This is a genomic window from Prosthecobacter sp. (genome assembly GCF_044222565.1).
Classification (GTDB): domain Bacteria; phylum Verrucomicrobiota; class Verrucomicrobiia; order Verrucomicrobiales; family Verrucomicrobiaceae; genus Prosthecobacter.
This window is the reverse complement of sequence record NZ_JBGANA010000001.1, coordinates 565093-585007: the sequence shown is the minus strand read 5'-3', so window position 1 is coordinate 585007 and position 19915 is coordinate 565093. Positions and strand designations below refer to the sequence as shown.

Below are 19915 nucleotides of genomic sequence, written 5' to 3'. Positions count from 1 at the left end.
CTTCGCCACATACTCTTTTCGACTCAATTGACTCATGTCCGGTGGGGGCTCCATCCGGTGTCATTCATTTTGAGGCAACGTTCCGCCAGGGCCTCACTCGTTCACGCTCCCCCGGTGTGTTTCTTTTTGAGGCAACTCGCGGGCAATGTGACAAGATTTTTGAGAGTTGGTTTGTTTCGGACCGCAGCCTATTCTGTCCCGCTTGCAAGACTTGGGCGATGAGAGTTGATTGATCTGCATGAAACTGCCGCTCTTTTCAGCCGCCCTGCTCGTCATGGCAGCGACCGCTTTGTCTCAGCAGCCGGAAACTCTTCCTGACACGCAGCCGCTGATCAAAGATGGCGACATCTCCGAGCAGATGCATGCCGCGGCACTGGAGGACATGGACCAGCTCATCGCTGATTCAGTCAAGACACGCGCGAAACACTGGCATCGCGACTTGTCTTCGGCGAATGCCTACACAGCGTCGGTCCTTGAGAACCGCGAGCGCTTCAAACACATCATCGGTCTCAGGGACAAGCGGGTGCCCGTGGCACTGGAGCGTTATGGGGATGAGACAAATCTCGCGCTCGTAGGCAAGACAAAGGCTTACCGCATCTACCAGGTCCGCTGGCCTGTCTTGGAGCAGGTTTCGGGAGAAGGCCTGCTGCTGGAGCCCAAAGGCAAGCCCAAGGGTTACATCATTGCCCTGCCGGACGCAGACCAGACGCCGGAACAGATCGCCGGACTGGCTCCCGGTGTGCCGGCGGAGGCACAGATCGCACGCCGTTTTGTGGAGAACGGTTTTGCTGTCATCGTGCCTGTCTTGATCAATCGCAGTGACGCCGGCTCCGGCAACCCGGCCATCCTCATGACGAACATGCCTCACCGGGAATGGATTCATCGTCAGGCCTACATGATGGGCAGGCACATCATCGGCTACGAAGTCCAGAAAGTCCTGGCTCTCGTGGACTGGATCAGCATTCATCGCCACGATCAGATCGGTGTCGCCGGTTATGGCGAAGGCGGACTCATCGCCATGTATGCGGCTGCTGTTGACCAGCGCATCGACGCCACTCTCGTCAGCGGTTATTTCAAGTCACGCCAGCGCACCTGGCGCGAGCCCATCTATCGCAATGTGTGGGGCCTGCTCGCCGAATTCGGCGATGCCGAAATTGCATCCCTCATCGCCCCACGGGGTCTTGTCATTCAGTACGCGGACGAGCCTGACGTGGATGATCCGCCGGAGCCCAAAGGCAAGAAAAACCAGGCCGCCCCCGGCCGCCTGAGCACGCCTGAATTTGACGAGGTGGAGGAGGAATACCTGCGCATCGACTCCCTCGTGCCTCAGAGTTTCCAGCGCCGTTCCCTGGTCCGCGGAGACGCCGCCGCGGCCAATGCCCTCGCAAAACTCCTCAAGACGGACACCAGCATGGGCCTCTCCCGCGAGCTGCCGCAGAACTTGCGCCAGACATACTATCCCGCCGTGCGCCAGCTTGCGCAAATGAAGGAACTCGAAGCCCATGTGCAGCGCCTCATCCGCGGGTCGGATCAGATCCGCAATGACTTCTTCCTCTTCAAGGCCATGCCCGAATTTCGCAATGACGCCTGGACCTACGCTCAGTTCGCTGACAAAAAGCCGGACAAGTTCATCGCTGCGACCAAGAATTTCAGGAAGACCTTTTCGGAGGAGATTCTCGGCAGGATCGACTCCCCGCTTCCCACTCCCAAGCCCCGCACACGCAAGATCTATGACAAGCCAAAGTGGACCGGCTACGAAGTCGTGCTGGATGTCGGCGGCGAAGGCTTTGCCTGGGGTGTTCTGCTCCTGCCAAAAGATCTGAAGCCCGATGAGAAGCGTCCAGTGGTCGTCTGCCAGCATGGCCGCCATGGCGTGCCGTCAGATGTCATTGAGGGAGACAAGCCCGCCTATCACGACTTCGCCGCTCACCTCGCGGAGCGCGGCTTCATCACCCTTGCCCCTCATAATTTGTACAAGGAGGAGGAGCAGTACCGCACGCTCTCGCGCAAGGGGAACACAGTGAAGGCCTCCATGTTCTCCGTCATACTCCGCCACCATGAGCAGTGGCTCAACTGGCTCGGTTCCCTGCCTCAGGTAGATGCCAAACGCATCGGCTTTTACGGCCTCAGCTATGGTGGCGAGACGGCCGTGCGCGTTCCGCCGCTGCTGGACGGCTACTGCCTCTCCATCTGCTCCGGAGACTTCAATGACTGGACCCGCAAGGTTGCCACCACGGAGGACAAGCACAGCTTCATGTTCACGGACGAATGGGAGATGCCCTATTTCAACATGGGCAGCACCTTCAGCTATGCCGAGCTCACCTACCTCATGTTCCCACGCCCCTTCATGGTGGAGCGCGGACATCACGATGGCGTCTCCATTGATCCCTGGGTGGCTTATGAATATGCCAAAACCCGCTGGCTCTACGCCCAGTTCGGCATGGAGGAGCGCACCGAGATCGAGTTCTTCAACGGCGGCCACACCATCAACGGCAAAGGCACCTTCAGCTTCCTCCACAAGCAGCTCAACTGGCCGGAGCGCTGATTGATGTCAGGCCCATGGTGGTCCGCACAGTCCCCTGTGCGGCTGCTCGCAAGCCCCCTGAGATACAAGCCACCTGTGGCGCACTCAAAATCCAGCGCTTGCTTTCGTCTGGCTACAGCTCTTTCACCCAAAACGTCAGCGTCTTTGGCGACTCCTCCTCTTCGCCGATCTCTTTCCACACAAAGGTCGCCTGCAACTCCGGGTGTTTCACGTACCCCTGGCTGCGCCAGAACTCATCCAACGGGCGGTAGCCCTCGGGCTGCAGCGGATGCTTTCCATCACGGTCCACTGCACAGAAGGTGCTCTTCGTCATCCCAAGCGCTCGCGCATGCGCTTCACGACTGGCAAAAAACTCCTTCCCGATCCCTCGGCCGCGATACTCAGGCAGCAGAATCGATTCACCAAAATAGCAGATCTTTGACAGGTCGTATCCCGCCTGCTCAAACGCTGCTTTAAACTCCGGCCCCTCATCCACCATAGGCAGGCAGGTTGTCGCCCCTACCACTCGCTCTCCATCAAACACCAGCACCACCAGGCTGCCGCTGGATCTCACGTACGTACCCAGATAGTCACGCTCATTCTCCATATTGCCCACATACAGATACGGGTACTCATGAAACACCGCGATCCTTAGCGCCCCCAGGGCGTCAATATGAGAAGCCAGTTCGGAGCCGTGAAAATTTTGCAGACGGATCATGGATTTTGGGAGGAGGAGAACTCGTTAGCCATCTGACGGATTTTGCCCCGCATGTTGGCCAGGCCGTTCAAGCGGGTGGGGGAGAGCATTTTCGTGAGGCCACAGTCGGTCCACACCCGTGGCTCCACCGCGGCGGCTTCAGAGGGAACAGCATCCGTGTACAACTCGCACAGCAGCGCCGCCAGTCCTTTGACCATCGGCGATTCTGCATCACAGGTAAAACGAGTTCGGCCATCCACGAGTTCGCCATGCAGCCACACGCGCGAAACGCAGCCCGACACCAGTTTTTCTTCGGTCTTGTGCGCAGCATCCAGTTTCATCGCAGAGCCACGCGAGACAATGGCGTTCAGACGCTCATGCGGATCGTGGATGATGTTCAGGTCGTCGATGAGCGACTGCTGTTTTTCATCAAGGCTCATTTCAACTTCGCGAGGCGGCCCTTGCTCCAGTTGAGACCCGTTTGGATGGCCTCGTCATTGGCGATCGCTGCGGCTAGTTTTTCCCAGATGGCCACGGCATTGGCAAAGGCGGCCTTGGCATCTGCTTTCTTGCCGGCGCTCTCACAGGTGTGGCCCAGCGAGCCATACAGCTGCGCCAGCTGGCTGGTCCACATGCGGCGCTCGGGTGTGAGCTTGTCATTGGCAGGCTGCGCTTTGATAAGCGCTTCCAGCGAATCGACGGCTTGCTTGGCGATCGGAATGGCGGCCGCTGTCTTGCTGTTGTCAGCCAGCAGTTCGGCATATTCGCCGCGCAGTTTCGCCAGCAGGAAGCCGTAGCGTGCGTTCTCCTTGTCGTCGGCCATGATTTCATTCACCAGCTCGATCGCATCCTGTTTTTTCTTGCTGGCTTCCCCCGGGGTGCCGGCGTCGCGGGCCAGGGAAGCCAGGGCGCCGTAGTTGCGGGCCAGCAGATACTTCACCTCGCTCCATTCAGGCAGCAGGCGGTTGAGCTCCAGCAGGATCGGCACCGCCTGATTGTGCGCCTCCTTGGCGTCCGAGCCGCTGAAATGACGCCCGATAAGCTCCGCCAGCTCGGTGTAAGCTTCCGCCAGCAAAAGCGCCTGATCCTGATTTCGCGGGCTGCTGCCGAGAACGAGTTCTCCCATGTCCTTCACGGAATCGATCAGCGTGTTCAGTGCATCTTCGACCTTGCCCGCGTCACGCTGGCTGATGCCTTTCGCAAACTTCGCCCGGGCAAGAATGAACTTTTCATCATTGATCAGTTCATGCCCCATTGCTTTGGAATCCAGAATCTGCGGCACGCGTGCCAGCGCCTGCTCCGAGTCCGCCACATCGCCATTGCGCAGCGTGCGCAGTCCGTACTCCAGCCACGCACGCGCACACTCATTGCGCGCCAGACGGTTCTTGGGGTCGGCCGCCAGCCCTTTGTCCAGATTGACGGTTGCTTCTTTGAGCAGGGCGAGTGATTCGGCATGGCGGCCTTCGCGCCCGCGAATGTCAGAAAGCAGCAGGCTGTAGCGCCCCAGCCATTGCTGATAAAGCGCTGTCTCGTTGCTCCCGCCCGAGCCTTTGCTGATCAATTCCGCCGCCTGATCCCGCGCCTTGGTCAGGAAAATCACCGCCTGGGGCGTGTTGCGCAGCTTCAGATGCAGCTGGCCGATGTTGCCATAGGAGCGCAGTCGTTCGACGCCCAGAGAGGGCGTTTGCTCCAGGGCTGGCAGACCGCGCATGCAGTACGCCAGCGCGTCTTTCAGCTGCTCCTTCTGAAAGCCTGCCTCCATCTCATTGCCCGTGGGCGTCTGCAGCAGTTGGGTGAGAAACTGGTCCACCGCATTCTGCGAGTTCTGCAGGTTCTGATCCGCCACGGCTTTGGCGCTGCGTGAAGTGTCACGCTCGGTGATCAGTGTGTCGATCCGGCCGTTGAGCGAGTCCCGCTCCATCTTGTGGACATCATTGATGTTGGAGATGGTGCTCTCCGCCTTCTGCGCCCGCCGCAACGTGGCGAAGGCGTACACAAAGCACAGCACAAAGATGGTCAGCAGCGCAATCGCTGTGGTCTGCAGTTTGAGCACCTTCTTCGCCTGCTTCTGCCGTTCGCGCACCGTCTGTTCGCGCGATTCTTCCAGCAGGTAATCGCTTTCCAGCACTTCAAATTCGCGCACGATCTCGCGCATGTCCGTCCAGCGTGCCGCCGGGTTCAGATCCAGGGCGCGCTCGATGATGTTGCGGCGGCGTTCCTCCCACTTGGACTGCGCCGTCTGCGGCCAGTAGATCTTCGGCTGGGATTTCACCGCATGCAGCAGCGCGTTGCTGTTCACCTGCACTGCGAGACCGGCGGACGCCTGCTGCCTCGCTCGTTCGACTTCGCTCTCCCACATCTCGGCTCCGCGCGGCAGCACCCCGTTGAGGAGGCGGTACGCCAGCACGCCAAAGCTGTACACGTCCCATGACGGACCATAACCTGCGAAAACGCCGTCTGGATTCTCCGCCTGTTCCGGGCAGAGATGCACAAAATGATCCGTCAGCTCGAGGTGGTGAATGCCACCCACCCAGCCTTGAGCAATGTCGGTGAGCCTGATCGAGGACTCCGTGTCGTCCTCCAGCAGAATGTTGCACGGGCGCAGATTGCCATGCGGGATCCCGTGCTTGTGCAGCCAGGAGAGAGCGTCTGCCACCTCGTAAATGTGCCTCCACGCCTGTTCCGGCGGCAGGCCGTTGCAGGCGGACTCGAGAGACGGCGTCTGCCACTGACGGCGGCCGTGGTTGTCCTTCGTCATCACCCCCACCAGCGGCATGACGCAAAAATAGGGCGTTTTGTCAAAGCTGTAGCTCTCCACCGGCAGTACACCGCGATGATGCGGCATCTGCTGCAAGGCACGGAAGGCCGTCGCCAGCGCCTTCCTGTTGATCGCCATCGAACTAAACACCTTCACCGCACAGGCTTTGCCGTTGGTGGACACCGCGCGGTAAACGGCTCCACAACGCCCGCTGCCAACCAGGTCCTGCAATTCATGTCCGGCGATTTCGGGCAGACTCATGCGTGCTTCAGATGTCTTTTGGGATGATGGTTGACCCTTCGAATGACGCGAAAAACGAACCTGAGCATCATCACGGGTGTGTACGATGGGGTCGGAATGAGAAATCTCAAATCTCAAATGCCGCTTTGCAAAAATCGCGTGCCACAAAAGCCAGCACAGCCATTCTGAATGCACACCGCATGAAAAACCCCAAGCCAACAGACCACCGCCAGGAAATGGAGGCGATCTATGCCGATCTGGAACTCCGGCCTTTGCCCCGGCAGTGCGAGATGCGCACCGGCTGCTGCCATTTCCGTCTGGCGGGTCACACCCCCATGCTTACCCGGGGAGAGGCACTGTACGCCGCCATGGGTGTGAGGGCCAGCGGACGCAAGGCGCTCAAACCCCACCCCGACGGCGCCTGCCCCCTGCTGGGGCGTGACGGTCGCTGCACCATTTACAAGCACCGCCCCTTTGGCTGCCGCACCCATTTCTGTGCCGAGGCCGGCGGCATGTACCCTCGCAAACACGTCGCGGATCTCATTCAGCGGCTGGAAGCTCTCGACGAGCGTCTCGGCGGCAGCGGTTCCCGCCCGCTCGAAACCGCCGTCAGCGCCGCTCTGGCGGAAATGTGACCTCAGGGAGCAGCGCAATCGCGCGCCAGCTTCTGGCTCGCCTCGGACAGCTTGGCCAGCGGGTAGGGGACCTCGGCGGCGTTCAGCGGCATGCGCAGCACCACATTGTCACCATCCAGCCGCACAAAGCCCGCCTTGATGGTTTTGCCTTCCAGGTTCGTCCAGCTCATGATCGGAGGCAGGGACTTTTTGACCGCCGCAGGGGCCAGCTTTGGCGCATCTTTGTCAAAGCTCGCTCCTTCGCTGATCCACTCCGTGATCTTCTTGATGTCACTGGCGGAAAGCTTCTCGTCGGGCGGCATGTGGTTTTTGCCGTCGTTGACAATGATCTCAAGAAAATGGCTCTCCGCCGGCTTACCGGGACGGATCTGCGCCACGTCATTGTCCGCGATGTCCAGTTTGAAGGTCTGCAGATCGTCGAACACAAAGCCAGCCTTCTTCTTGCCGGTTTTCACACTGTGGCATTCGTAGCAGTTTTTCTCCAGAATGGGCTGGATGTCCTTCTTAAAGTCCGCCGCAGTGGCGAGGGCAGAAAGGTACGGCAGGATGAAGATGAAACGGGGCAGGGACATGGGGCGCGTTGGGACTGACCAAGAACGTGCCACCCCGCTTTTCCTTAGCCAGCATCTTTTTTCCGTGGCATGTGATCCCATGCCCGAGCAACGCAACGTCACCACTGCCACTCAACTCCTGCCTTTTCTCTTCGAAAACTGGCCGGACATGAAGCGCACCCGCCTCAAGCAGTGGCTCAAATTTGGCAGCGTCCGCGTCAACGATCAGGCCGTGACCCGCCACGACCACCCCCTGAAGCCCGGAGACAAAATCACCATCAAGGTCGAACGCGCCCCCCGCGCCGACGTGAAACCCATGCCGGCGGGACTCAGCATCATCTATGAAGACGAGGCCATCATCGTGCTGAACAAAGGAGCCGGCTGGCTCACCGTCGCCACCGATTCCGGCAACGGCCGCACCGCCTACGCCGCCCTCACGGACCACGTCCGCGGCACCAATGCCCGCAACCGCGTCTGGATCGTCCACCGCCTCGACCGCGACACCTCAGGCTTGATCGTTTTCGCCAAAACCGAGCCTTACAAACGCATCCTCCAGCGGAACTGGCACCTTTTTGACAAGACCTACCTCGCCGTCGCCGAAGGTATCATCAAGCGCGACTCCGGCACCCTCCGCTGCCACCTCAATGAGGAATTCTCCCTGCGTGTCCGCAGCGTCCCGCCGGACGAAGACACCCGCGAGGCCATAACCCACTTCAAGGTGCTCAAGCGCAGCCACCACACCACCCTCGTCGAGCTGAAGCTCGAAACCGGTCGCCGCCATCAGATCCGCGTCCACCTCTCCGACATGGGCCACCCCATCGTCGGAGACAAACCCTACGGCGCCACCACCGACCCCGCCCGCCGCCTCGCCCTCCACTCCAGCGAACTCCACTTCATCCACCCCGCCACCGAGGAAAAAATGGACTTCGTCCTGCCCCTCCCTGACGCTCTGGCAAAGCTGGTGTGACGATTCTGAGGGAGAAAAACCGCTTGCCGCAGCGGGGGATGCCGGTAACATCGCGACCCCTTTCGCCGGGCCATGTTGGTCAGGCCAAAGGATTCAAACCGAAGCCCGTTCGACCGGATCAGCCCCTGCGGCTGAGCGTTTTGCCCCCAAAACGTGCGGAAGACAGGCGCCTTAGATACCAAATACATGTCAACACAGATCCTCGCCGAGCTCGTCGAAGCCGGAGTCCATTTCGGACATCAAACCAAGCGCTGGAACCCCAAGATGAAGAGCTTCATCATGGGCACCAAGAACCAGATTCACATCCTCAACATCGAGGAAACCGTCAAGCAGATCGACAAGGCCGCTGATTTCCTGGCCGACCTCGCCCGCCGCGGCAAAAAGATCCTTTTCGTGGGCTGCAAACGCCAGGCCCAGGAAGCCGTGAAGCAGGCCTCCGAAGCCTGTGGCCAGTTCTACGTCAACCATCGCTGGCTGGGCGGCACGCTCACCAACATGGAGACGATCAAGAAGAGCATCGCCCGTCTCAACTACCTCGAAGACATCGAGAACAAGCCTGAGTTCAAGCTCATGTCCAAGAAGGAACTCGCCGGCCTCAACCGCGAGCGCATCAAGCTGGAGCGCAACCTGCGCGGCATCCGCCACATGGGCAAGGTGCCTGACGCGGTGGTCATCGTTGACTCCGCCCGCGAGCACATCGCCGTTCATGAGTCCCGCCGCCTCGGCATCCCAATCGTCGCCCTCGTGGACACGAACGCCGACCCGAACATCATCGACTACCCGATCGCCGCCAACGACGACGCCATCCGCTCCATCCGCATCATCCTGCAGAAGCTGATCGACCCCGTCATCGTCGCCACGGCCGAAGCCAAGAAGTAACTTTTACCCCCAAAACCAACCATGGCTGAAATCTCCGCTAAACTCGTCATGACCCTGCGTGAAAAGACCAACGCAGGCATGATGGAATGCAAAAAAGCCCTCACTGAAGCCGGTGGCGACCTTGAAAAGGCCGAAACCATCCTGCGCAAGAGCGGCACCATCAAGGCTGAAAAGAAGGCTGACCGCCAGACGAAGGAAGGCATCATCGCCTCCTACATCCACATGGCAGGCCGCATCGGCGTGCTCATCGAAGTGAACTGCGAAACCGACTTCGTCGCCCGCAATGAGAACTTCCAGGCGCTGGTGAAGGACATCTCCCTGCACATCGCCGCCGCCAACCCACGCTACCTCCAGCGCGAAGACATCCCCGCGGATCTCATCGCCAAGGAGCGCGAGATCGGCGCTGAGCTCGTCAAAGGCAAGCCTGCGAACATCGTGGACAAGATCGTTGACGGCAAAATGGAGAAATTCTATGCCGACAACTGCCTTCTGGAGCAGGCTTTCATCAAGGATCCTGATCTGACGATTGCGAACCTGATCAAGGGCAAGATCACTGAGCTGGGTGAGAACCTCGTCGTGCGCCGCTTCGTGCGGTATGCGGTGGGTGAAGACCTGCAGTAAATCAGGCTTGGACTAGAAAAACTCTTAAAGGCGGTCGGTGACGACCGCCTTTTTTTGTGTATCGGATTCGGCAATTTATGAGGGAATCGGGATATTTAGCTTTGCTAAAATAGTCGGCCTGTGTCAAATTTCCGTAATTGGCATATTTGCTATGAGTGGACTCCCACCAGTGGCCGGTTGTGCCTGTGTCGTGCTCGCGACCCAACTTCCACCGCCTGGTGGTGCCTGAAAGACATGGGCACCATGGGCGGCAGCTTGCCGCGTTTTCGGGATTTCGCATCTTCCCTCAACTTTTGGTTTCCAGCGCCGCCAGATACCTCCATGCTGCACGCCCGCTTTTTGACCCTCTTCAGCCGTGAGCCAAACCCATCCCACTGACGATCTCCGCGTCGCCGAAATTCTCCCCCTCATCCAGCCCGCACTGCTCATGCATGAGTTTCGGCTGGGTGAACTGGAGTCCGCCTTTGTCGAAGAATCACGCAAACGTGCCGAGGCCATCCTGACATTGAAGGATGACCGCCTGCTTGTGGTGGTGGGGCCCTGCTCCATTCATGACACGAAGTCGGCGCTGGAATACGCGCAGCACATCATCGAGGCCCGTGAGAAGTACAGCGCCGATCTGGAGATCGTGATGCGTGTCTATTTTGAAAAGCCGCGCACCACGGTGGGCTGGAAGGGATTCATCAATGATCCGCATCTGGACGGCACGTTCGACATCAACGCCGGACTGCGGGGCGCGCGTGATCTTCTGATCAAGCTGACCAAGCGCGGGGTGCCGGCGGGCACGGAGTTTCTGGATGTGATCACGCCGCAGTACATTGCCGATGTGGTCGCGTGGGGAGCGATTGGAGCCCGTACCACCGAGAGCCAGGTGCACCGCCAGCTGGCGTCCGGGCTGTCGATGCCTGTGGGGTTTAAAAATGGAACGGACGGCGGCATTCAGGTGGCGCTGGACGCCATCGAAGCGGCGAAGGGTCAGCACTGCTTCCTTTCGGTGACCAAGGACGGTGTGGCCGCGATTGTGAACACGAAGGGCAACAACGCCTGCCACGTCATCCTGCGCGGTGGCAAGGGCGGCACGAACTTTGACGCCGCCTCGATCAAGAATGTGGCGGACCAGCTGACTGCCCGCGGCCTGCCCGCCAGCGTGATGGTGGACTGCAGCCATGGCAACAGCCTCAAGGACTACCGCAAGCAGCCGATCGCTTCCGCGTCTCTGGCGGAGCAGATCGCCGGAGGCAGCACGGCCATCACCGGAGTGATGATCGAGAGCCATCTGGTGGAAGGACGCCAGGACACCAAGCCCGGACAACCCCTCACCTACGGGCAGAGCATCACTGATGCCTGCGTGTCCTGGGAAACCACGACGACCATGCTCGACGAACTCGCCGCCGCCGTCCGCGCGCGCCGCAGCAAATGACTTTTACCCGAGACCATCTCGAGCGCTTTGCGCAAGGCCGCATCCTGGTGGTGGGAGATGTGATGCTCGACCATTTCATCTGGGGGCATGTGCGGCGCATTTCGCCGGAGGCGCCCGTGCCGATCGTCGAAGTGACCCGAGAGGAGTTTTATCCTGGCGGCGCCGCCAACGTGGCGCGGAACATCTCCCCCTTTTCTCCGCACACCCATCTCATGGGGCGGGTGGGCAAGGACATGGCGGCCGAAAAGCTGCGTGCGCTGCTGATTGAAGACAAGGTCGATCCGGCACCGCTGCTCGTGCATGAAACCCTGCCGACGATTTCCAAGGCACGCGTCTCCGCGCGCCAGCAGCAGATCGTCCGCGTGGACCGCGAAAAACTGCTGCCGCTGACCGACGCCGAACTCATCGAGGTGGAGCAGCGCCTGCGTGATCTTGCGCCCAATCTCGATGCGATCATTTTGGAAGACTACGGCAAGGGCTTTATGACCGAGGAGCTCATGCAGGTGGTGGCGAAGATCGCCGCCGAGCACAAGCTCATCGTCACTGTGGATCCTTCGCCGCGAAATCCGCTGCCCTGGGCCGGGGTGTCGCTGGTGAAGCCGAACCGGCTGGAAGCGTTTGCCGCGGCCGGACTGGAAGATCATCTGCTGCCGGAAGCGCCGCTGGAAAACAAGGAACTGCTCGAAGTAGGCCGAGTGCTGCTGGCCAAGTGGAATGTGTCGAGCGTGCTCGTCACACTCGGAGAGCAGGGGATGATGCTGTTTGAGCGGGGGCAGGAGCCGCACCACATCCCGACACGCGCGCGTGAAGTCTTTGACGTTTCCGGAGCGGGTGACACCGCCATCGCACTCCTCACGCTGGCACTCGCCAGCGGGCACAGCCTGCGCGAAGCGGCTGACATCTCAAACCACGCCAGCGGCATTGTTGTTGGCAAGCTGGGCACCGCCACATTGACGCCGGACGAACTGCTGGCAGCCTTCTCAGACAAATGAGCACCGAATTCGAACCGCTTTACAAAGCCCACCTCAGCGAACATCTGGACGCCATCGGCAAGCTGTGCCGCATGAGCGAAGAGATCGCGCCGCTGGCCGATGCGTGGCTCGCCGCGCTGAAGGCGGGCAAAAAGATCCTTTTCTTTGGCAACGGCGGCAGCGCCGCGGATGCGCAGCATCTGGCCGCCGAACTGGTGGTGCGCTACCGCGTGAACCGCCCGGCGCTGGCGGGGCTGGCCCTGACCACCGACACGTCGATCCTCACGGCGCACAGCAATGACTTTGGCTACGACACGGTCTTCGCGCGCCAGATTGAGGCGCTGGCGCAGCCGGGTGATGTTGTGCTGGGGATTTCCACTTCAGGCACGAGCAAGAACGTTCTACTGGGACTGCAGGCGGCGAACAAGCGCGGCTGTGTTACGATTGCTTTTACTGGTGAGAAGGGCGCGGATTGCGCCGCTGAGGCGAAGCTGAGTTTCAAGGCTCCGTCCGGGATCACTGCACGGGTGCAGGAATGCCATCTGCTGATCGGGCATCTGCTGTGCGATGTGGTGGAGAAGGCTTATGCGGTTGCCTAGCAGCAAGTCGTTGGATGAAGCAACCGCCGTGGGGAACGCGAAGCGCATTTCTGCGGCGGGGTGGCGTGAAGACGCTGCTGGTGACCGCGGTGTGCTAAGAAAGTCTTGGGTTGGCTTCCCGACGTGTATGTCGAAACCCAGGGTCGCCTCGCTAAGGCTCGGCTGACCCTGGGCTGAATTCCGCAGCTCCGTTGGAGCTGGTGTGGAGCGGGGCGATGAGAAGAATGCAGCGACAGAATATTTGCATTTTTTGCTGGGTAGAAGGACCTTTTTAGGTCCCGAATGAGGGCGGAAATGAGCTTTCTTGAACTATCCGGGTTTGGCGGACTGGGACGTGAGCAGGCAGGGATGGAACAGGTTCTGACAATACAGTCTGAATGAATCAATCCTCACAGGCATCGCGGCATTCGCGCGGCGGTTTGCATGGCATGGTGTCCGGCTTTTCGAAGTCGGCGGTGCTGCGCATTCTCAGGCTCGGGATCAACGTGGTGGTGACCGGAGTGCTGGCGCGTCATCTGGGCAGCGCCGGATTTGGCGCACTGGCGGCCAGCCTGGCGCTGGTCTCGCTGCTTTATACGCTGGCTGAACTGGGCATGGGCCGGGTGCTGGTGCGCGAACTGATGAATGAAGGGGCGGACCATCCGGCCATCATGGGCTCCAGCTTTTACACACGAATGGCGGCGGGCGTGATTCTCTTTGCGGGGCTGGCGGTGTATGCGTGGTGCTTTGAACCGCCGCATGCGGCGCTGCTGCTCATTTACGGCGTGGTGCTGCTGGCGCATGCGGCCACGGATGTGCTGGCGTGGTTTGAAACGGACCGCCGGATGCACGCCGCCGCGTGGTGCCAGTTCGGCGGATTCCTCATCAGCATGATCGCGATTGTGGCCGGCGTGGTGATGCAGGCTCCGCTGTGGTTCTTCGCGCTCACTTATGTCATCGAGTGTCTGGCCACGGTGGTGATGCTGTATGTCTTCTACCGGCGCTGCGGCGGCGGATGGCGGGCGTGGCGCTGGGAGAAGAGGCGTTCGATGGCGCTGCTGCGTGAATCCTGGTTTGAGATCGCAACGCAGTTTGCGCTGCTGATGCTGCTGCGGATGGATGCGATCATGGTGCTGGCGATGAAGGGAGATGCCGAGGCCGGATTTTACAGCGCGGCGGTGCGCATCTCCGAAGTGGCGTATTTCCTGCCGATGATGCTGGCGACCTTCATGATGCCGCCGCTGATCGAACGCAAGCGGAGCGGGGCAGCCGACTATCGTGACCGGCTGGCAGACTACTTTGGCCTATCATTCGCCCTGACGTTTGGTCTCGCGTTGTTTGTGGCCGTGACATCGAGATGGCTGGTGGCGCTGCTGTTTGGCGAGACCTTCGAGCCCGCCGTGGCGATGCTGAAGGTGCATGCGTGGGCGCTCATCCCCTTCGCGCTGGGAGTGGCCAGGACGCAGTACCTCACGATCGAAGGGCGGCTGTGGGCAAACCTGCCCGCGGTGGTGGCGGGACTGCTGATCAATGCGCTGCTCAACTGGCTGTGGATACCTGAATACGGCGGACTCGGCGCCGCATGGGCCACGCTGATCGCCTACTGCATCGCATGGCTGGCAAGCACGCCCGCGATGGCGGCGACCCGAGACCTGACCACTCTCATGATGCGCGGCTTCATCCGGCTGCCGCATCTGCTGCAGGACACGAGCGCACGCCTGCTGCGCGGACGCCGTCGCTCCACCCCCTGAACCTCATGAACCGCGGTAATCCAGGTGTCATCCTGCTGATTCTTTTCCTGATGCTCGGCGGCCTCTATTCGATGGCCTCCGTGCTGCTGACCAGTGGCAACACCATTGGTGAGATGTGCCGATTTCTCCTGGTGGGAGGATTTGTGTTCTGCCTGATCTCGCCGCGGGTGGGATTCTTCATCTGGCTGACCTTCTGCGGATACAATGACCTGGTGAAGCGGCTGCTGGTGATCGGTGGACGTGTGACGCAGGACGACCTGACGTTTGTGCTGGGCATCACGCCGGCGATGTTTGGCGGCATCATCACCTCGCTGATCGTGGGCGGCCTGATGCACTCCCGGCCGGTGACGATGCGAGACTGGAGAGCGCTCGGCATCGGGATCCTGCTAATGCTGCTGGCGGGGGCGGCGGCGGCCAGACATCCGGGTGCAGGGGTGAACGGCGTGCTGCAAGCGATGGCGAACGATGGTTTGTACTCCCTGCTGCTGTTCGTGCTGCCGGTGCTGTTTCATACCAGCAAAGATGTGCAACAGATCTGGAGATTCCTGGTGTTTGCCTTTGCTCCGGTGGCCATCTATGGGGTGGTGCAGCAGGTGTGTGGCTTCGCTGATTTCGAAATCGAGTACCTGATGAGCGGGCTGAGCGTGGAGGCAAAGCAGTTGTATTCGGGGCAGGTGCGCGCCTTCTCGACGCTGAACTCCCCCACCGCGCTTTCGGTGGTGTGCGCCTGCCTGGCGGTGCTGAGCCTGTATCTGGGCTTTGGCTCTCAGAAGCCGGGGCAGAAGCCTGTGCTGGCAAGGCCGCTGGCGGTGCTGTTCTTTTTCATTCACAGCGCCGGGCTGGTGGCGTCCGCGAGCCGCACGCCGATGATGATCCCCATGCTGGCGGTGGTGGGCGGATGGTGCTTTGCAAAGGTGGGACGGACACGAGTCTTCTACACGGTGAGCGTCGGCGCGTTTGTGGGCCTGGTGCTCATTTCTCCATGGCTGGCGCCGAGGCTGGATGACATCAGCGTGGCGGTGGCCTCGGCCGGACCCTCCGGCGGGTTTCTGGCCAACATGATCGTGCTGGGCACCTACTGGGACCGTGTGCAGGGCTTTGCGAGCGTGCTGATGAATCCGGCGGCGTGGACGCTGTTTGGATTTGGAGTGCGGGAGGACGGCACAGGGGTGTATTTCTACCACGATCCGGTCAGTGAGATCCTGGTGAAATACGGCGCGCTGGCGCTGGCAGGTACACTGCTGACGCTTTTCCTGGTTCTACGCACCTTCCACCGCACGGCGTGGAGCATGAAGGAAGCGGCGAGCCGGAAGTTTGCCGCGCGCATGATCGCCCTCACTTTCTCGCTGGTGATGATCTCGGCGATCGGGGGGAGCGTGCTGAGCACGTTTCCGAACAACATCCTGTTCTGGATGAGCCTTTCCACGGTGGTGGTGATCTCGCGTGAGTCTCTGATGGCGGCACGCAAAAGCTCGCAGCCTGCCATGGGGCAGGCACGCCGACCGCTGGTGGATCCGCAGCCGCACCCGCACCTCGTATGAATTTTCTGCGACCAGCGCTCCGGCGCTTCTGCTTTACCTTCAACACCATCCGCTACCGGACGGAATGGCCCTGCCTGGAACGAGCGCTGCGGCGCACGCCGATGAGGGGTGTGATCTTTGACGGGGGTGCGGGTTCGGGAGAGTTTCTGCGACGCGCCATGGCGCTGGGATTCAGCAAGGGGATCGCGCTGGAATACGATGCGGAAAACTTCAGCAAGCTCCAAGCGAACGCGGGGCGCGATCCACGCGTGCAGATCATGCAGGAGTCTCTGCTGGCGATCCCGCTGCCGGACGCAAGCGTGGACGTGGTGATGTCCACGCAGGTGATCGAGCACATCGAAGATCATGAAAAAGCGGCGGCGGAGATGTGCCGCATCCTCAAACCGGGAGGGCATGCCGTGATCACGGTGCCACGTCCGCCGGAGCCCTTTGCGCAGCCGGACCATGTGCGAGAGGGCTACGTGGAAGAAGAACTGAACGCGCTCTTTGCGCCGCACGGAATGAGGCCGATGGGCAATGACTGGTTTCTCATCCAGAGCACGGTGAAGCGAATGCTGCGCTGCGCACGGCTGCCCGCGCACGGCATGTTTGTGCCGGTGGCGTGGGTGGACAGCGAGACGCACCTGAGCCCTCAGGAGCGTCAGGCACGGCAGCCGTATGGCCTTTTGGGCCTGTTTCAAAAAACGTCCGCATGACCGAGGCCCGGCAACGGCGTGTGCTGTGGATTGACCCCCACTTTCAGATTCGCAGCCCGGCAATGCAGAGCATGGTGCGTGCGCTGCCACACCTGCTGGACAAAGGATGGCAGATCGAAATCTGGTGCCAGGAGGCTGATGTGGTGGATGTGCGCGCCACGGTGCGCACGCTGCCACGACTGAAGGCGCTGGGGATGCTCGAAGCGTATTGGTTTTGGTTTGCGGCGTGGTGCCGGCTGCAAGCGGAGAGAAGCAGGGGGAAAGCCTGGGATATTGTTCATATGAGCGGGCCGACCATTCCAGGAGCTGATGTGATCTCGGTGCACTTTCACAGCAGCACGTGGCTCGGGCTGATCCAGCCAAATCACTGGAAAGAAGCCGCGCGCTGGCTGCTGACATTTTGCGTCACGATCCAGGAGTCTGTGGTGCTGGGATTGACCGGTTGGTCGGTGCTGCTGCCGGTGTCCCGCGCACTGGCGAGGCGGATCGAACACCATGGCGGAGAAGATCAAAAGATTCAGGTGCTGGCCAATGCTCTCGACCGAAGCCGCTTTAATTCTGAGGTGCGTGAGAAGCACCGTGAAGCCACGCGCCAGAAGCTGGAGGCGGGCAAGGATGATTTTGTGTTTCTGTTTGCGAGCACTGGGCACTACCGGCGCAAAGGATTCTGGACGGCGGTGCAGGTGCTCCATGCGTGCCGCGAGCATGCCGAAAATGAGTGCGGACTCAGAGTGCGCTTTGTGGTGGTGGGGGCAGGCGAACAGGCTCAGCAAAAGCTCGCGCCTGAACTGAATGCGGGATATCCGGGCTGGCGGGACTGGATCTCCCTGCAACCGCCCTGCGATGACATCGAGCGCTGGTATGCGGGGGCTGATGCGTTCGTGTTTCCCTCCACGTATGAGACCTTCTCGCTGGTGTCTCTCGAAGCATCCGCGTGCGGGCTGCCGCTGCTGCTCACCGCCTTTGACGGCCAGGAGATGTACCTGCGTGACGGAGTGAACGGAGTGCTGCTGCCATGGGAAGTCGAACTGATGCCTGCGATCATTGAGCAGTTTCTCAAAGTGGGACGGCACAAGCTGGTGCCCGGGCCGGTGGATGCCGTGGATGTGAAAGGCTACGCCGAAGCGCTGGATCAAGTCTATCAAGGAGTGGTGGAAGCCTCATGAAACCGGGCCTGCTGCTGATCAGCCACACGTATGCCGCGCTGGAAAATCGCAAGAAGCTGCAGGCGCTCGGTGCGCATTTCGATCTGGTCTGCGTCACGTCCACGCTGGAGCAGCGCATGGTGCTGGGACGCCCCTCCTCAGACTTTGACAACGAGAATGATGCGCCTGCACGCAGCTACCAGCTCATCCGACTGCCGAGGCGAGGGAAGACGGACACCACGTTTGTTTACGAGGGGCTGGGAGACGTCATGCGCGCGCGTAGATTTGATGTGGTGCTGGTGGAGAACGAGCCGTGGGCGCTGGTCTGCTGGCAGACGTGGTTTTGGAAAGCGCTCCTTCAACGAAGAGCGCTGTTTGGCGAATTTACCTGGGAGAACGTGGAGCGCCCGGGCTGGAAGGGGTCGGTGCTCGCTGCTGTGTATCGTGCGATGACCGCGATGACTGACTTCATCATTTCTGGCAATAAAGCGGCTGCGCTGCTGGTGCAAAAGCATGGTGCGCGCGCGGCGGATGTGCTGGTGGCGCCGCAGCTAGGGGTGGATCCCGCGAACCACCAGCCCGCGAAGGCTGCAGAACGGGCGGCCCTGCGTGTGGCGTGCGGATTGCCCGCGGATGGTTTCATCGTGGGATACTGCGGCCGATTGACAGATGAGAAGGGACTGAGGGAACTGGTGCAGGCGTGCGAAAGCGTGAAGAACGTGAAACTTGCGATCCTTGGCTCGGGCAAGCTCGAAGGCTGGCTCAAGGAGCAGCAGCAGTCGCGCGCATGGCTGCATCTGCTGCCACCGCGACCGCATTTTGAGATTCCTCATTTTTTACGCTGCCTGGATGTCTTCGTGCTCGCGAGTAAACCGGTGCATACGATGACGATGTGCTGGGAAGAGCAGTTCGGCCATGTGCTGATCGAGGCGATGGCATGCGGTGTGGTGACGCTGGGCTCCACCAGTGGTGCGATCCCCGAAGTCATCGGTGATGAGGATGCCATTTTTCCGCATGGCGATGCGCAGGCTCTAGCGGAGCGCCTGCGTCAGGTGATGACGAACGGCGGCGCGATGGCGCAGCGACAGCTCGAACGCACGCGCACGCAATACACCCATGATGCTGTGGCCTCTGCATGGGCTGGATTCATTCAGGAAAAAATCGCCGCATGAGCAGCTACCGCGACATTCTTTACCAAGACTACTCGGCGACCTTTGGCGGCCAGAAGGCGCTGGATGCGGCGGTGCAGCATGCTCAGTATGAGGCCACGTATGATGCGCTGCCCGCGAACCGGGAGAACGCGATCGCGGATCTGGGCTGTGGCAAAGGAGAGTGGCTCGCGTGGATGGCTGCGAAGGGATTTAAAAATCTCACGGGGGTGGATCTTTCGCCAGCGGACCTGGCCATTGCGCGTGAGAACGAACCGACCCGCACGTGGGTGCAGGAGGACGTGATCGCGTTTCTGGAAGCGCAAAACGCGGCTTATGATGTGCTGCATGCGAAGGACATCATCGAGCATTTCACGAAGGATGAATTTATCCGCTTTCTCCTCGCCGCCAAGAGGGCGCTGAAGCCGGGTGGTGAACTGTGGCTGCTGACCTTCAATGCGCAGAGCCCGCTGTCAGCGGCGATCCGTTACGGCGACTTCACGCATGAGATCGGCCTGACACCGGCGAGCATGGCGCAATGCCTGCGTGCGTGCGGATTCAGCCACATCTCCGTGCAAGGGCGGCACTACTGCAGCAGCTCGATGGGTGGGAGGATGCGCCATGTGCTGGGGCTGGTGGTGTTTCGCCTGGCGCGGCTGCTGCTGAAAATCCGCCATGGGGAAGCGGCGAAGGAGCGGGGCATTGATCTGCACTGCACGCAGCCGGACCTATTTACGATGGCCTGCAAAATTTAGACCAACTCTCAAAAATCTTGTCACATTGCCCGGACGGTG

General features: G+C 60.6%; 18 protein-coding genes. 14 read left to right on the top strand and 4 right to left on the bottom strand.

Annotated features, from left to right (window positions below; translation table 11 throughout):
* The first annotated feature begins 238 nt into the window (after window positions 1-238).
* Window positions 239-2545: a dienelactone hydrolase family protein gene (locus ACILSR_RS02335; RefSeq protein ID WP_395748110.1), complete on the top strand. Its 2307-nt coding sequence runs from the start codon at window positions 239-241 to the stop codon at window positions 2543-2545.
* A 112-nt stretch (window positions 2546-2657) separates the two neighbouring features.
* Here the strand turns inward: ACILSR_RS02335 and ACILSR_RS02330 are convergent, their stop codons facing one another.
* From ACILSR_RS02330 to ACILSR_RS02320, 3 genes are read right to left on the bottom strand one after another with little or no spacing between them, the layout of a single operon-like run.
* Window positions 2658-3242 carry a GNAT family N-acetyltransferase gene (locus ACILSR_RS02330; RefSeq protein ID WP_395748109.1) on the bottom strand — a complete coding sequence of 195 codons (585 nt, stop codon included), beginning with the start codon at window positions 3240-3242 and terminating at the stop codon, window positions 2658-2660.
* Window positions 3239-3661 (bottom strand): SufE family protein, encoded by a 423-nt coding sequence (locus tag ACILSR_RS02325; RefSeq protein ID WP_395748108.1) that lies wholly within the window; start codon window positions 3659-3661, stop codon window positions 3239-3241. The genes ACILSR_RS02330 and ACILSR_RS02325 overlap by 4 nt, the downstream gene beginning before the upstream one ends.
* The gene (locus ACILSR_RS02320) at window positions 3658-6240 is read right to left on the bottom strand and encodes a protein kinase domain-containing protein (RefSeq protein WP_395748107.1); all 2583 of its coding nucleotides are present in this window, start codon (window positions 6238-6240) and stop codon (window positions 3658-3660) included. Before ACILSR_RS02320 ends, ACILSR_RS02325 begins: the two co-directional genes overlap by 4 nt.
* Before the next feature lie 179 nt (window positions 6241-6419).
* Between ACILSR_RS02320 and ACILSR_RS02315 the strand changes: the two genes are divergently transcribed.
* Window positions 6420-6854: a YkgJ family cysteine cluster protein gene (locus tag ACILSR_RS02315; protein ID WP_395748106.1), complete on the top strand. Its 435-nt coding sequence runs from the start codon at window positions 6420-6422 to the stop codon at window positions 6852-6854.
* 2 nt (window positions 6855-6856) lie between these two features.
* On the opposite strand, the gene ACILSR_RS02310 is transcribed toward ACILSR_RS02315, so the two are convergent.
* The gene (locus tag ACILSR_RS02310) at window positions 6857-7426 is read right to left on the bottom strand and encodes a c-type cytochrome domain-containing protein (RefSeq protein WP_395748105.1); all 570 of its coding nucleotides are present in this window, start codon (window positions 7424-7426) and stop codon (window positions 6857-6859) included.
* A gap of 79 nt (window positions 7427-7505) precedes the next feature.
* On the opposite strand from ACILSR_RS02310, the gene ACILSR_RS02305 reads away from it, so the two are divergent.
* The 12 genes from ACILSR_RS02305 (at window position 7506) to ACILSR_RS02250 (ending at window position 19876) form a co-directional block, all read left to right on the top strand.
* Entirely contained in the window at window positions 7506-8372 is an 867-nt protein-coding gene (locus ACILSR_RS02305; RefSeq protein ID WP_395748104.1) for an RluA family pseudouridine synthase, read from the top strand.
* 186 nt (window positions 8373-8558) lie between these two features.
* Complete coding sequence (rpsB, locus tag ACILSR_RS02300) at window positions 8559-9251, top strand: 30S ribosomal protein S2 (protein ID WP_395737256.1); 693 nt, start codon at window positions 8559-8561, stop codon at window positions 9249-9251.
* A 21-nt stretch (window positions 9252-9272) separates the two neighbouring features.
* Window positions 9273-9872: a translation elongation factor Ts gene (gene tsf, locus ACILSR_RS02295; protein ID WP_395748103.1), complete on the top strand. Its 600-nt coding sequence runs from the start codon at window positions 9273-9275 to the stop codon at window positions 9870-9872.
* Between the two features lie 355 nt (window positions 9873-10227).
* The gene (locus tag ACILSR_RS02290; protein ID WP_395748102.1) at window positions 10228-11292 is read left to right on the top strand and encodes a 3-deoxy-7-phosphoheptulonate synthase; all 1065 of its coding nucleotides are present in this window, start codon (window positions 10228-10230) and stop codon (window positions 11290-11292) included.
* The gene (locus ACILSR_RS02285; protein ID WP_395748101.1) at window positions 11289-12284 is read left to right on the top strand and encodes a bifunctional heptose 7-phosphate kinase/heptose 1-phosphate adenyltransferase; all 996 of its coding nucleotides are present in this window, start codon (window positions 11289-11291) and stop codon (window positions 12282-12284) included. Before ACILSR_RS02290 ends, ACILSR_RS02285 begins: the two co-directional genes overlap by 4 nt.
* Window positions 12281-12862, top strand: a complete 582-nt coding sequence (locus ACILSR_RS02280; RefSeq protein ID WP_395748100.1) for a D-sedoheptulose 7-phosphate isomerase — start codon at window positions 12281-12283, stop codon at window positions 12860-12862. Before ACILSR_RS02285 ends, ACILSR_RS02280 begins: the two co-directional genes overlap by 4 nt.
* A gap of 377 nt (window positions 12863-13239) precedes the next feature.
* Window positions 13240-14592: a flippase gene (locus ACILSR_RS02275; RefSeq protein ID WP_395748099.1), complete on the top strand. Its 1353-nt coding sequence runs from the start codon at window positions 13240-13242 to the stop codon at window positions 14590-14592.
* Window positions 14593-14597: 5 nt separating this feature from the next.
* Window positions 14598-16133: a hypothetical protein gene (locus tag ACILSR_RS02270; RefSeq protein WP_395748098.1), complete on the top strand. Its 1536-nt coding sequence runs from the start codon at window positions 14598-14600 to the stop codon at window positions 16131-16133.
* On the top strand, window positions 16130-16828 hold the full coding sequence (locus ACILSR_RS02265; RefSeq protein WP_395748097.1) for a methyltransferase domain-containing protein: 699 nt from the start codon (window positions 16130-16132) through the stop codon (window positions 16826-16828). Before ACILSR_RS02270 ends, ACILSR_RS02265 begins: the two co-directional genes overlap by 4 nt.
* Complete coding sequence (locus ACILSR_RS02260) at window positions 16825-17994, top strand: glycosyltransferase family 4 protein (protein ID WP_395748096.1); 1170 nt, start codon at window positions 16825-16827, stop codon at window positions 17992-17994. The genes ACILSR_RS02265 and ACILSR_RS02260 overlap by 4 nt, the downstream gene beginning before the upstream one ends.
* Window positions 17991-19145 (top strand): glycosyltransferase, encoded by a 1155-nt coding sequence (locus ACILSR_RS02255; protein ID WP_395748095.1) that lies wholly within the window; start codon window positions 17991-17993, stop codon window positions 19143-19145. The genes ACILSR_RS02260 and ACILSR_RS02255 overlap by 4 nt, the downstream gene beginning before the upstream one ends.
* Window positions 19142-19876 carry a class I SAM-dependent methyltransferase gene (locus tag ACILSR_RS02250; protein ID WP_395748094.1) on the top strand — a complete coding sequence of 245 codons (735 nt, stop codon included), beginning with the start codon at window positions 19142-19144 and terminating at the stop codon, window positions 19874-19876. Before ACILSR_RS02255 ends, ACILSR_RS02250 begins: the two co-directional genes overlap by 4 nt.
* The last annotated feature ends 39 nt before the right edge of the window (window positions 19877-19915 follow it).